The sequence below is a fragment of the Hirschia maritima DSM 19733 genome (genome assembly GCF_000378345.1).
GTDB lineage: Bacteria > Pseudomonadota > Alphaproteobacteria > Caulobacterales > Hyphomonadaceae > Hirschia > Hirschia maritima.
The window spans coordinates 736,809-749,809 of sequence record NZ_KB899544.1 but is presented as its reverse complement, the minus strand read 5'-3'; the positions used below and the strand labels follow the sequence as shown (position 1 = coordinate 749,809).

Here is a 13,001-nt window from a genome sequence, read left to right as displayed (position 1 = left end):
TAACACTGCACGCATACTCCAAAATGAGTATGCGCATTTATAATCCAGCCCACCTAAAGTTCCGGCGTTATAGTCATTGTCAAAGTATCAGAAAATATGTGTTCCAGATTGTCATCAATTGCATCGAATGCATCGGCTGCCCCAACGACATTTATCCCCAATTGTACATTATCGAAATCGGTACATGTCTCATCGGTCATATAGGCACTTCCATCAACCGTGACGTCTGTTCCTCTCAAGTAGGAAACGCTTGTAATTCTATCAGAACTAATAGACCCGTCAGAGTTTATGAACTCAATAATAGGTAAATACCTTACCGCTGGCAGCCCCGTTGCTACCAAGTTAAATCGGGAGTCATTTTGATTTTGCCCTTCGAGATTGAAGGTAAAGTTAGCTGTAGAAGAATAGAGGCAAAAAGTATCTTCAACAGCTCCCGTCACCCCATTCTCATCATATGACAACGCAAAATCGTCTAACCCTGAAATCGACGTTGTCGCCTGCGCTTTTTGCATGGTCATTGTGATATCAGCGCTACCTTCAGAGACTTGTGCAATCGCTGCTGGTGACATCAATGCAGCTCCTAGCGAAATCATCGCAACAATATTTTTCATTTTCCCACTCCATTACGTAGATTTCTAAGAATTAATGGGGCCGAATAGCAGTGTCATACTCAAAATTGAGTACGACAAAAATAATAACTATATTTGATCAAAATCGCCCAGAAGAAACATGTATAAAAATATGTCGCTCATCAGGTGAATAGGCTATTTGTGTCTTCAAACTTGATGTATGAAACCAAGTCTTCGATTTTTTCTCGAATTCGTGGGGGCATTGCGGTTTATACCGACGCAATCTGAAGGGACAATTTCTATGAACACTCCAATTTCTACGGCTACTCAAAGCCCGACAGCACTTCAATACCTCGATAAAGCTATCGGCGGATTACGTAATCTTGGAATTATGCCTGAGGGACAGAGTGATACTGCCCCAATTGTCGCCCTATTGGAACAAATCGCTGATTTAGCCCCAGAGAAAACCGCTGCGATTGCCCGCACACTAGATCAAATGTCTACTTTCAACGACATTGTACGTGAACACATTTCAGGTGTCACAGTTGGAGAACGTTATGAAGGCATTACAGCGGCGTTCAACTCAATCCGCGATGATTCAAAATCTCTTGTAGACCAATATTCCGATGGCAAAATCTCCACAATGGAGCGGGTATCCAATGCGTGGATGAAAATGACGCGCGGTGATATTGCGTCTCGCTTTGGAAAAATCAAAGATCTTTACCTTGAAGTTCAAGCTGAATCAGCGAACCAGATCGACAAAGAAAAGCAAATTCTTGAAGCATATCTGGATTTCCGTGGTGCTTTGAAACAATCTGAAGTGCTTGCCCTTGAAGTTCTCCAAAACGCCGAAACAAAACTCGATGCAGCCAAAGAAGTGGTCGCAGCTGCACTGCAGGATGTGACTGATTATGTCGGACACGATGCGGCTCGTCGTGCAAACCTTGAATTGGTACGCGATGAAAAACTTCGCCTTCTTCAAGGCGAAGAAAAGCGTTACCAAATTGCCAAGGACCTGTCAGACAATATCACTATAGGGTACAACACATCCGAAGTGATCATGGCACGCCTTGTACAAACAACATCAGCAAAAGAACGCATTTATGCTCAGTCTGTTTCATTCTTCTCAACGAATGAAGTTGTGCTTACAGCTCTAACAGCCTCCTTCACCGGTCTTCATGGATTGCACGAAAGCACTCAGACACTTGAAGCCATGAAAAAGGGTGTAAACGAATCTCTAGAAACGTTGGCTGACATTGGCGGAAAAGTTCAGGAAGCTGCTCTAAAAGCTGGATACGGCCCAACAGTTTCCGCTGCTTCTGTGAAAATGCTTGTAGATTCGGTTGTAAATTACCAAATCCGCAGCCAAGAAATCATCAAAGAGATGCGCATTTTAGCGACGGAAAATTCTGAAGAAATTCGTGAAACTGTGGAAGATGGCAAGCGCCGCCTTACACGTCTCGTGCATGAAGGCGCTTCTAACGCCCTACTTCCAAAGGCGTAAATGACGGACGAAAAACCCAAGCCTGAGCCTGCAACAAAAATCGATAATGATGAAGTTGTCTTTGATGCTCCAAAGTCGGAACAAACGCTCGACGATGTCCTTATAGCTATGGACATCGTTGATACTTTGCGCCATCGCGAACAATTGGTGTTAGGTGAACTTGATGCCGACGCGCGCGAGAAGGAACTGATCTTACGCCTAAAAGAGATCTATACAGCACAAGGTATCGAAGTTTCTGATGAGACTTTGATGGACGGCGTAAAAGCACTCGAAGAAAACAGGTTTGTCTACACACCTCCCAAACCAAGCTGGAAGACCAAACTAGCGAAGATCTACATCAAACGCGATAAATGGCTGAAGCCAGTTACGGGGAGTATCGCTGCATTAATTGTCGCTTCAGGTATGTGGCATTTCGGTGTGTCACAGCCTCAAAAGGCTAAAGCGGAAGCAATTCAAACTGAATTGCAAAATACCATTCCTGACCAACTTGCTCTACTCCGAACAGAAATTCAGGAATTAGCCGAAAACGACCGAATAGATACGCGTGTTGAAACATATTATCAGGATGGGATTGATGCAGTTAAAGACGGCGATCGCGATCAAGCATTGACCGCAATTTCCGCACTGAATCTTCTCAAAGGTGACTTGGAAGAAGAATACACCGTCAGAATTGTATCCCGCCCAAACGAGTATTCTGGACTATTTCGAATTCCTGATGATGCGCCTCAACGCCCGAATTACTATTTAATAGTTGAAGCTGTTGATGGTGCAGGCCGCGTTTTAGAAGTTCCGGTTTCTAGTATCGAAACACAAAACGCGAAACGTGTTAAAATATGGGGTGTTCGTGTTCCAAAAGCAGAGTTTGACCGTGTTGCCGCGGATAAAAAAGACGATTCAATTATCCAATTTTCTGAAATTGGAAAAAAGGAAAAAGGGCATTTAACTCCAGATTTCACCATCGAGACACTCGATGGAACGATTTTTAGTTGGTGATCTAATGGGAAGATTAATTAACGGCAGAGAAGCATTAGAACAATTGGACGAGAGCATTGTACGCGCTCGCAAACAATTGGCTCATGCTGTTGAGGCCTCTGATGATGCCCGTGCCCGTATAGCTGAAATTCGTAAAGAGCAAGTTGGTGCCTACCAATCCCTAGCCGAGATGCGCTTGGAAACACTCGCTGATGACACTGAATCTGATGAATTAACACTGCTAAACTCAGAGAAACGCGCACAAATTCTTCTGACCTCTCATGACGCTTTCATTGCTGATGAACAGGAAAAATTGAATTTAGCGTCTCAAGAAATACTGCGTTTAGAAACAGAGCGCGAGGAATTGTCATCCCGATTGGATGTCGCTGTAGAGACCTATGAAAAACGCGTCCTAAAAATTCAAACTTCTCTTGCTGAAGATGAGGACTACCAAGTCTTGGCCGAAGCATTGGAAGATTCAGCTGGGATAACCGAGCGTGCATTGTCAAAGCTAGAGTTAGCTGAGGAAGACCGCGAAAAGAAAGGAGAGCCATATGATAATGAACCTCTTTTCAAATACCTCTGGGAACGAAAGTTCAGAACTCCAGAATACAAAGCTTCCGCGTTTATCCGTTTCCTGGACAATTGGGTCGCCAAACTCTGCAAGTATGATCAAGCCTATCTAAACTATGGTCGCCTTACTGAGCTTCCAGTCAGATTAGCTGAGCATGTTGAAAAGACAGAAATTGCACTATCAAAAGCGCGGAAAGCTTTAGAGACAGCCGAAGCAGACGCCCTAGAAAGTGGTGGCGCGAATAACTTGAAAGCCAACGCTGATCAACTTAGATCATCAGTAGATGCTTTGGATGCCCAAATAGATGCTGCAGAAGCAAGGCACCAAGCTCTAGCGCAATCACATGAAGCCGCTATCAACTCAGATTCCGGACCAGCAATGGAAGCACGACGTGTTTTGGAAAATGCTCTTAAACGAGCCAGTTTCCCTGACCTGCGTGTATTGGTTGCAGAGACAGTTACACCCGAAGATGATCGTCTAGTAGACCGCTTAGTCAAACTGCGTACTGAAGAATTAGAGTTCGAAGTTACTGCAGATGACCTCAATGACGGCCCTAAAGAGCGCCGCAAAGACTTATCTCTTTTAGAGCGACTCAGACGAGAATTCAAAGCAGCTAAATTTGATAGTCCTTATGCTAGTTTTAAGGCCTCTAGCCTCGAAACAGTTATTACTTCGCTTCTTCGTGGTCACACGGATATCCAAGGTGCTCGCCGATTGCTCAACAAAGCAATCAAAAGGCGCTCGCCACGTGTAGACCCTGAATTTGGTGGCCGTGGTCGATCTTCCACCTTGGGCTTGCCCTCAATTTTTGGTGATATCGCCATAGAGATCGCTAAAGAAGCTGCAAGACAAAGTACAGGTTATCGCGGACGTCGGCGTTCACCCTCTCCTTTTGGTGGCCGCCCTACAACACGCCGTTTTCCATCTAAAAGGTCATCGTCTGGTATCAAATTTCCTTCTTCTGGAGGACTTGGTGGACGTGGCGGAGGTTTTAAAACCGGCGGCGGTTTCTAAACATTGTATTAAAGTGACCCGTCACCATTACTTGCATTATTTGAGAATTGGACAAATAAAAATTAAGCAAGTTATTGTATAAGACTTAAAGTTAAAACATATCTCGGTGTGGATTGAAGTGTTCATCTTAGGTTGGCTTTGCTAATGTAAATGAAAACATAGAATACCTAACTTAGATAATCGATTATTGGAATCCGCCGGCATGAGCCTCGATACAACGGAACAAGGCAAAGAAGCTAACCGCGAGACTTTTCGTCTAGCGAACTTGCGCCAGTTCCAAAGCTCCAAGCCCACCACAGATAACTCAGAGTTTCCAAAACCGAATAAACGTTTCCCAATAGATCGCGCCGGATTGAGATTTTCCATCAGGGTGTTTGATTTTTTTGCTGGATTCGGTGTCGTCGCCCTTGCATGTTATTTGTTGAATTTTGACCTTCTGGGCGAGAGTTTCAGAACTTCACTTCCCTATGTGATAGCCCCTATTGCAGCCTATTTAGGTATGAAGACGAGTGGTGCGTACCGTTTTTCATTTGAAGAATCTCCAATTACACATCTTGGGCGGGTCGCGCTGGGTGTATTTTGCGGATTAGTTTTCATCAACGTTTCTAGCCTTATTCTAACATTGGGCGCTGGCGTTCAACATTTACTACAGATCAGCGCCATCATCTTCATTGGCTATATTGCGCTTCACCTTCATTACGCAGCTTTGGTTCGCTCACTTACGCGATCTGGAGCATTGGCGGACAATGTTGTGATTATTGGTGCTACGCCTGCAGCCTACGACCTTATCGAACGAAACCGTAGCAAGCGCGACATGAACATTTTAGGTGTGTTCGAAGATCGATTAGACCGAACACCAAGTGCTATCTCTGGCGTTCCAGTTCTAGGAAAAGTTGACGACCTTTTAGCTTGGGAAAAACTTCCCGAAGTTGACCGAATAGTCCTAACAGTGACGTCCACCGCACAAAAGCGAGTTCGCACTCTTATTGATCGTCTACGCATGCTTCCACAAGAAGTGATCTTAATGCTGGACCTCGAAGGCTTCAGTCCTGAAAACACTTCTATTGCAAACATTGTTGACGCACCGGCCGCATATGTATCGGGCGCGCCGAAAGATATTCGCAGAGCTGCAATAAAACGTGCCTTAGATATTGTTGTTGCTGGCGCGATGTTGACTCTGTTTTTCCCATTCATGCTGGTCATTGCACTGATGATCAAATTAGACAGTCCTGGCCCTCTCTTCTTTAGACAGAAAAGACATGGCTTCAACAACCAAATCATTCGCGTTTGGAAGTTTAGAACCATGCTACCAGACAGAGATGCCGAAGACGGAAAACGTGTAGTTCAAACAGTAGCAGACGACAAACGTGTCACCAAAATCGGGGCATTATTGCGTAGAACTAGCCTTGATGAATTGCCACAGCTTATCAACATTCTGCTCGGCGACATGTCACTAGTCGGCCCAAGACCACACGCTGTTGGTATGACGACTGAAGAAGTAGAAGTTCACAACATCGTTGCAGAATATGCTCACCGTCATCGCATGAAGCCGGGTCTAACTGGATGGGCACAAATAAACGGATCTCGTGGTCCTGTTCACACCGCTGACCTTGTAAAAGAGCGCGTGCGGTTGGACATGGAGTATATGGAAAAAGCCTCTTTTTGGTTTGATCTTTACGTTATATTGATGACCGCCCCTTGTTTATTGGGCGATTCAAAAACACCACGCTGAGCGAGCTATCAAATGTCAGAAGAGAATGTTTCAGACGTATCCTTAAAGGGAAGCGCCTCAAATTCCAACGAAACAACTTTTGACAATTCACAATGGGAAACCTCGGCCCAACAAACGCTTTCGGTGCTCGTTCCAACTTATATGGATGATCCAACCCCTCTCATCAGTTCATTGGCATCATGTGAGAACATCGAACGAACTGAATTCATCTTGTTTGATGACGGTGGCAAAGTCCCTGAAAAGATCAAAGCCGCGAGAGAGTTAGCCGCACAACAACACTTTCCAATTCGAATAGTTTGTTCACATAAAAACCTAGGAAGATCTGGTGCCCGTAATCGACTTTTGCATCACGCGCGCAATGAGTGGGTATTGATGCTCGATGCTGATATGCTTCCAGATGATCCCGAATTTCTTTCAAATTACCTAGCTGAAATCGAACGCCATAGCGCGCCCAAATTGGTCGTTGGCGGTTTCTCTTTGAAGCAAGCTTCATTAGAAAAAGAGTTTTCGCTACATCGATGGCAAGCCGAACAATCCGAATGTGTTCCTGCAAATGTAAGAAGCATGGAACCAGGACGTTATGTATTCACAAGCAACGTCATGGCCCACAAGGATTTGTTTGAAGAAATTCCCTTTGATGAAAGTTTTCAAGGCTGGGGCTGGGAGGATGTGGACTGGGGGTTGCGTATTGCTAAGGCCTACCCGATCATTCACCTAGACAATACTGCGACACACCTCGGATTGGATACAGACGAAGACCTAATGCGCAAATATGGTGGGTCTGGCGCAAACTTCACAAAAGCCGTCGGGAAACACCCGGAAGAGCTCCAATCAACAAGCCTATTCAAAGCAGCCACTGCACTATCACCTCTGCCCTTAAAACCTGCTTTTAAAGGCATAAGTAAATTCATCATTTCTTCTACTTTCCTGCCTACTAGTTTTAGGGGGCGCGCCCTAAAACTATGGCGGGCACTTGTATACGCGGAGGCACTTCATGATTGATTGGGAACACAACCCTTCTCGTACACTGCCGGCCAAATTAAAACGCCGAATGACGCAATGGAGACACGCTGCCCCAGCCATTATTTCTGGTGACAAATTTCATGTGTCTTTCACTTTTGATGACTTCCCCCTTTCAGCAGTAAACGGTGCGGACATTGTTGAAAAGCACGATGGAAAAGCAGCATTTTATGCCTGTACAAAAATGATCGGCGAAACAGGGCCCTATGGCAAAATGTACGATATCGCCACCATGCTGGACCTTGAAAACCGTGGCCATGAAATAGGTGCGCACACCCACAGCCACATGGATTGCGCTCTCACTGATCGTCTCACCGTATTAGAGGACATTAAAACCAATTTGCGCCATTTAGCGGAAGCGGGGCTGAAGAATCGTCCCACTAGCTTGGCCTATCCGTATGGTGAAACACTGTACGACACAAAGAAGGAAGTCTTTGAACAATTCGATCTATGCCGCGGTATCCTTCCGGGCACAAACCTTGGGAAAGTCGATTTGGCTCAATTGCGGTGCTATGAATTAAACGGCAACCCCATGACCGAAAATCGCGCTAAAAATGCAATAGAGGCCGCTGGAAAAACAGGTGGATGGGTGATCATCTTTACTCACGATGTGTCTGATGAGCCTACAGGATTTGGTACAACCTCGAAACTACTCACTGATTTAGCGCAGCAAGCAGTTAGCCTTGGCGCAACTCTATCCACGCCTACGCAAGCAGCGAAAGAGTTCGGGGTTATCGCATGAGCCAATCAGTCAGTGTCAGCATTGTCATCCCAACATTCCGCCGAAACGACGGATTGAAGAATGCGGTTGAAAGCATTTTGGCGATGTCAGACGCATCATTAGAAACGGCGGAAATTGTAATAGCTGACAACTCACCTGAAGCAGGTGCTGAAGGCATTGTAAAACAACTTGCCCCAAATAGCCGTGTGCCAATTATTTATGTAAGCGAGCCCACCCCCGGTGTCTCGAACGCTCGAAATGCTGGATTGGCGAGCGCGAACTCGCGTATTATCGCTTTTATTGATGACGATGAAACTGCCCAAAATGGATGGCTAGATGCCCTTCTATCTGCTCACACGACACTTGATGCAGCAGTTGTATTTGGCCCTGTGGAAACTGTTCTACCGGCCGAAGCTCCAGAAGCTCATAAAGAATATTTAGAAGACTTCTTCTCACGCGAAGGTCCAGACCAAACTCAAATTATAGACACAGCATTTGGTTGCGGAAATGCACTTTTAGACCTCGACCGCATTGCTCCATGCCTTGATAAGGACGCACCTTTCTTCGCAAAAATCGCAAACGAGACAGGCGGCGAAGACGATTATCTCTTTGCACGTGTTGAAAAAGGTGGAGAAACTTTTGGTTGGGCCCACAACGCTGTTGTTGACGAACACGTTCCAGCAAGCCGAGCTCATTTGGGCTACACTCTAAAACGTGCATTTGCCTACGGTCAGGGGCCATCAACAAATTGTTGGCGCAATTCAAAGGGTGTCGACCTCCCTCGCCTGATAATGTGGATGATTATAGGAACAGGCCAATTCATTGTTTACGGCGTAATAGCACTAGTGATGTTTGCTGTGCGCTATCCTAAACGTGCTTTCATGCTAGACAAAGCTATCCGCGGTTTGGGTAAGCCATTATGGTTTCCCCCTTTTGAATTTAAATTCTACGGCGATTTATCCAAGAAGAAGAAAACGACCCAGCACGCACCTTCTTAGATAACCACTTTGACAAATTAAGATCGTTTGCCGAATTGCCCGGCCAGCACGCGTTCTATCGCTTGTTTGGACAACACGTTGATCTTTCCATAACCACGCTCAATCAATCCACGACTTTCCCATCGCGATAGCGTGCGGTTTATACTTTGCCTTGATACGCCAACCAGTCGCGCTAATTCATCTTGACTACACTCTACACTTTGATCGTGTTTTGATTGTTGAAGAAGTTCCAACATTCGCTTGGCAAGCAGCCTTTCTGGCGACATCAACATGAAATCGTCGACGGCTGAATACAAAAGACGTGTGTGATGGCATAACTGCATCACAAATGCCTGAAAAAGCGATGAATGGTCTTTCAACATTCGCTGAACGTCAGTTCTGTTTACCATCGCTAATGTCACTTCAGAAAGTGCTATGGCGGTATGAGTTCGAGGTTGACCATCCAGAAATGACATTTCCCCAAACCAATGCACTGGAGTTAGTTTTGTAAGTAAGGATTCATCGCCATCAAAAGTGTATTTTCGTATTCCTACTTCGCCCGAGAGCAACCCCAGAAAAGCGGTTGGCTCATCACCTTCCGAGAAAATAATGGTTTCCGGAGCAACATTTTTAACACGAATATTTGACACAAACTCAGCGCGCACTTTGGTAGGAATATTGGCGAGCCACGTATCATTTTTTAGCAGGACATCAATATCTAGATCCATTGAAACCTCCTGCCTCTCTTTAACGCTTCAATTTAGTAAAACAGCTATAAGATTAGCCCGAAATTTCATCCGCAATACGAGCATCAAATTTAGTCGCATTGAGAACGACCCCCATGCATGTACCACCATGGCCCTCAATTTCTTGACCGAGCCTAGAAACCTCGGTTGCAGGCGTTTTATCTGCACGAACAACAAGTGCAGTTGCATCCATTTGTGCGCATATCGCCAATCCTGCTGGGGAAGCTTCTAAAGCCGGCGCATCAACAATTATCCAGTCCGCAATTTCACGAACTGCTTTCCAATAATCTTCACCCGTTTTGATGCGAACTTGCGCACTAGCCTCTAAGCGCTCTTTCCGAAAACGAGAAACAAGCAATTTTGTATCACCAACACGATGCATAACGAATAAGCCCGCATCTTTCTTTTGACCAGCAGGTGGTGGAGGTGGTGGTGGCGAGATTGAGAAAAAAGAAGAGCCTGCAGTTTCAGCATTATGAGCCGGTCCAACTTGACCATAAGTGTCGACAAATTCTCCACCGCGATCAAATGCTTTAAAGAGGCGACCTCCCATCAGATTCAAATCTACAAGCCAAACACCTTTACGTGCCCGTTGTGCTGCCAACATCGCAAACGATGCGGCCACACTTGATGTGCCTTCACCTTCTAAAGCTGACATGAACATGATCATACGGCCACCATTGTCCACAGGTGCACGCGTGGCAACGCGCCATGTTTCCGTTAGATCTTTGCGTAAATCTTTCATGGTATTAAAATACTACACCCACTCTGGCAGCCAATCTAACGCTCAATCTATAGAGACTATGTTAAATATATGGAAAGGCCGCTTCATTCCTATTCACCCGCATTTTTTTAACTGGGCAATTATTTTTGTTTTGACGTCACCCCAACAACTGGCAAACCAATTGTCTTCTCAGTTGAACGACGTGTTGATAGCCCTTTACGACTAAATGCAACCAATAATCCAGCGATCAACGCTGTAAATCCAGAAAATAGCAAAGTTGCCAGCGCAACAGGAAGCTTCATGCTAGATCCTTTTGTAGGTGGTAGCGCTCTATCAAGAATGACGACACTTCCACTTGAGCCTTTGGAAATTTCTATTTCGGCTCGCTTGGTTTCTTCTCGTGTCGCAAGCTCAACCATCGCTGTTTCCAACACATCTCTATCTCTGCTCAATTCTTTGTAGCGAGGTTGAATTTTGACGAATTCACGCTGGCGCGCTGAAACTTGTGAAATTTGACGTTCTAATTCAGCTGCTCTTGAATTTGCGGCATCCATGTCAGTGCGAACGGAAGTAATGGTTGAAACTAACTCCTGATAGGCAGGGTTTGGTCCTGTTCTACGCACACCGCTATCTTCACTTTCAAGCAGAGCTTTCATACTTGCTATACGGGCATCCAGCTCCAGCACAGCGCGGCTGTCTGGCAAATACCTTAAAAGCAATTGTTCGCGTTCTAACTGGAGATCAAGAAGGCGTTGAGCAGCATCGGTTTCTACATGCAACGCAATCGTTTCCGGTGTTTCAGGCAGCATAGCTCTCAGAGCATTTAACCGCCCTTCACTTTCTTTAGCTTGAGCTTCAGCACTGAGGAATTCGGTCCGCAAATTAGCTAACGTCTCAGCTAAAGTAATTCTTTCTGCTTCAAACTCACCAATGTTATTTTTCACGAGAAAATCACGTAAAGCCGTTTCAGCATCTTCCAAAGAACTTCCTACTCGACGTCTCTGACCCGCAACAGCTTCAATATCAACTTTATCCGTTCCAATTTCACGGTAATCCATAAACTGTTCAAGAAAGTGGTTCACAACATTTGCAGCAATTTTAGGATCTTCGTGCTTAAATGCAAAAGTAAGCAATGGTGACTTTGTTCCGTGAGACGCCCAGTAATTTGAATTCATTGCTTCAAAAGCTGCTGTCTCTAGCTTTCTAATTCGTTCAACATTATCCGTCTCAGAAATTTCCGCAGCAATTTTGGGATAAACATTTTCAATTCCCAATGATCCCAATACACGGCGAACTAAAATAGGAGAATTTGCTTTCTCTGCCTCAGCGCTCACAACGGCTTCAGCATCAATAGAGACACCGCGACCAGCATCCCCAACTAATGGATCGTAAATGTATTGCTTATCGAATGTAACCTGCATGGTTCCAGCAGCGATGTAGTTCTTCGGTAATGTCGTTGCAAACAGGATCCCAAGGACAAATAGTGGAATGAATACAAGCAGCATAATCCACAATGATCGCCACAATTGTAGCAATACATCGCCAAGTCCAAAACGTGGGCGCACGCGCAAATTTACACCACGCTGTTCGCGGCGATCTATCATTTGTGCAGTTTGATTGGCTTGCGTCATATTCTAATTCTGCTGTATTTATAAAACTTCACTGTTTGTGGCTTGATTTGCCTTAATATTTTATTATCCAAAAGAGATGCAATAAGAAAGCATCATGATGAAAAAGCTCCTACCCATCTTCGCATCAAGCTTCGTCCTCACTTCGGGATGTTCGACACCACAGCCTGATGCAAGCGCGCCCAACTTCCCTGCGACCAAATTTTCCCAATGGTCTCAAGACGATACCGCTTACAGATTTTACCCTGGAGATAGGTTGAACGTCACCTTCCGGCACGCGCCAGAACTTGATCGCGAGGTGGTAATAGCGCCAGATGGCCGCATAAGTCTACCTTTAATGGACCCTGTGGTTGTAGCTAATTTATCTGCGCAAGAGCTAAAGCAAATTCTGGAACGCATTTATGCAAGAGAATTGGTGGATCCTTCTCTTACTGTTACGCCCACAGAATTTGCCTCACAGCAAATTTTTGTTGGAGGTGAAGTCAATAACCCTGGCGTTTTCCCTTTGCCAGGTCAAATCGACCCACTTCAAGCAATCGTTCTTGCTGGCGGCTGGAGAGAAACCTCCAAACCTGAACAGGTCATTATATTGCGTCGCGATCGCGACGGCCAAATCATGACACGTGTCGTCGATGTGAAAAACGCACTTCGTGATCCGAGAAAACTCGATATTGGACCACTTAAAAGGTTCGATGTCGTATTTGTATCTCGCAGTCGTATCGCAAATGAAAACCAATTCATTCAGCAATACATTTTGGGTGCATTGCCAATCAACTTTTCATTCTTCTACGACTTAGGAGAGGATCGCTTCTAGCGCCCT

The 13,001-nt window shown here is 45.3% G+C and carries 12 protein-coding genes; 8 read left to right on the top strand and 4 right to left on the bottom strand.

Annotated elements, in window-relative coordinates; genetic code table 11:
* Positions 1 to 53 precede the first annotated feature (53 nt).
* On the bottom strand, positions 54 to 611 hold the full coding sequence (locus F551_RS0103565; protein ID WP_018996109.1) for a hypothetical protein: 558 nt from the start codon (positions 609 to 611) through the stop codon (positions 54 to 56).
* 259 nt (positions 612 to 870) lie between these two features.
* On the opposite strand from F551_RS0103565, the gene F551_RS0103560 reads away from it, so the two are divergent.
* The 7 genes from F551_RS0103560 to F551_RS0103530 all read left to right on the top strand — a co-directional run bounded on the left by F551_RS0103560 (position 871) and on the right by F551_RS0103530 (position 9,104).
* Positions 871 to 2,073, top strand: coding sequence for a cell surface protein (locus tag F551_RS0103560; RefSeq protein WP_155825748.1), 1,203 nt, complete (start codon positions 871 to 873; stop codon positions 2,071 to 2,073).
* On the top strand, positions 2,074 to 3,066 hold the full coding sequence (locus F551_RS0103555) for a DUF6384 family protein (RefSeq protein ID WP_018996107.1): 993 nt from the start codon (positions 2,074 to 2,076) through the stop codon (positions 3,064 to 3,066).
* Positions 3,044 to 4,633, top strand: coding sequence for a coiled-coil domain-containing protein (locus F551_RS0103550; RefSeq protein ID WP_018996106.1), 1,590 nt, complete (start codon positions 3,044 to 3,046; stop codon positions 4,631 to 4,633). Before F551_RS0103555 ends, F551_RS0103550 begins: the two co-directional genes overlap by 23 nt.
* 202 nt (positions 4,634 to 4,835) lie before the next feature.
* A complete protein-coding gene (locus F551_RS0103545; protein WP_018996105.1) occupies positions 4,836 to 6,365 on the top strand; it encodes an exopolysaccharide biosynthesis polyprenyl glycosylphosphotransferase in 1,530 nt (509 codons plus the stop codon).
* Positions 6,366 to 6,377: 12 nt separating this feature from the next.
* Entirely contained in the window at positions 6,378 to 7,367 is a 990-nt protein-coding gene (locus F551_RS0103540) for a glycosyltransferase family 2 protein (RefSeq protein WP_018996104.1), read from the top strand.
* Positions 7,360 to 8,127 carry a polysaccharide deacetylase family protein gene (locus F551_RS0103535; RefSeq protein ID WP_018996103.1) on the top strand — a complete coding sequence of 256 codons (768 nt, stop codon included), beginning with the start codon at positions 7,360 to 7,362 and terminating at the stop codon, positions 8,125 to 8,127. Before F551_RS0103540 ends, F551_RS0103535 begins: the two co-directional genes overlap by 8 nt.
* Positions 8,124 to 9,104 (top strand): glycosyltransferase, encoded by a 981-nt coding sequence (locus tag F551_RS0103530; protein ID WP_018996102.1) that lies wholly within the window; start codon positions 8,124 to 8,126, stop codon positions 9,102 to 9,104. Before F551_RS0103535 ends, F551_RS0103530 begins: the two co-directional genes overlap by 4 nt.
* Positions 9,105 to 9,121: 17 nt before the next feature.
* Here the strand turns inward: F551_RS0103530 and F551_RS0103525 are convergent, their stop codons facing one another.
* The 3 genes from F551_RS0103525 to F551_RS0103515 all read right to left on the bottom strand — a co-directional run bounded on the left by F551_RS0103525 (position 9,122) and on the right by F551_RS0103515 (position 12,184).
* Positions 9,122 to 9,811, bottom strand: coding sequence for a Crp/Fnr family transcriptional regulator (locus F551_RS0103525; protein WP_018996101.1), 690 nt, complete (start codon positions 9,809 to 9,811; stop codon positions 9,122 to 9,124).
* Between the two features lie 52 nt (positions 9,812 to 9,863).
* Positions 9,864 to 10,574, bottom strand: a complete 711-nt coding sequence (locus F551_RS0103520) for a P-loop NTPase family protein (RefSeq protein ID WP_018996100.1) — start codon at positions 10,572 to 10,574, stop codon at positions 9,864 to 9,866.
* A 119-nt stretch (positions 10,575 to 10,693) separates the two neighbouring features.
* Positions 10,694 to 12,184, bottom strand: coding sequence for a GumC family protein (locus tag F551_RS0103515; protein WP_018996099.1), 1,491 nt, complete (start codon positions 12,182 to 12,184; stop codon positions 10,694 to 10,696).
* 94 nt (positions 12,185 to 12,278) lie between these two features.
* Between F551_RS0103515 and F551_RS0103510 the strand changes: the two genes are divergently transcribed.
* A complete protein-coding gene (locus tag F551_RS0103510) occupies positions 12,279 to 12,995 on the top strand; it encodes a polysaccharide biosynthesis/export family protein (RefSeq protein ID WP_018996098.1) in 717 nt (238 codons plus the stop codon).
* The last annotated feature ends 6 nt before the right edge of the window (positions 12,996 to 13,001 follow it).

Coding starts and splice junctions, on each gene's coding strand:
- F551_RS0103525 (WP_018996101.1), bottom strand. CDS start 9,811: ATGGATCTAGATATTGATGTCCTGCTAAAAAATGATACGTGGCTCGCC.
- F551_RS0103565 (WP_018996109.1), bottom strand. CDS start 611: ATGAAAAATATTGTTGCGATGATTTCGCTAGGAGCTGCATTGATGTCA.
- F551_RS0103560 (WP_155825748.1), top strand. CDS start 871: ATGAACACTCCAATTTCTACGGCTACTCAAAGCCCGACAGCACTTCAA.
- F551_RS0103540 (WP_018996104.1), top strand. CDS start 6,378: ATGTCAGAAGAGAATGTTTCAGACGTATCCTTAAAGGGAAGCGCCTCA.
- F551_RS0103520 (WP_018996100.1), bottom strand. CDS start 10,574: ATGAAAGATTTACGCAAAGATCTAACGGAAACATGGCGCGTTGCCACG.
- F551_RS0103530 (WP_018996102.1), top strand. CDS start 8,124: ATGAGCCAATCAGTCAGTGTCAGCATTGTCATCCCAACATTCCGCCGA.
- F551_RS0103545 (WP_018996105.1), top strand. CDS start 4,836: ATGAGCCTCGATACAACGGAACAAGGCAAAGAAGCTAACCGCGAGACT.
- F551_RS0103510 (WP_018996098.1), top strand. CDS start 12,279: ATGATGAAAAAGCTCCTACCCATCTTCGCATCAAGCTTCGTCCTCACT.
- F551_RS0103550 (WP_018996106.1), top strand. CDS start 3,044: ATGGAACGATTTTTAGTTGGTGATCTAATGGGAAGATTAATTAACGGC.
- F551_RS0103515 (WP_018996099.1), bottom strand. CDS start 12,184: ATGACGCAAGCCAATCAAACTGCACAAATGATAGATCGCCGCGAACAG.
- F551_RS0103555 (WP_018996107.1), top strand. CDS start 2,074: ATGACGGACGAAAAACCCAAGCCTGAGCCTGCAACAAAAATCGATAAT.
- F551_RS0103535 (WP_018996103.1), top strand. CDS start 7,360: ATGATTGATTGGGAACACAACCCTTCTCGTACACTGCCGGCCAAATTA.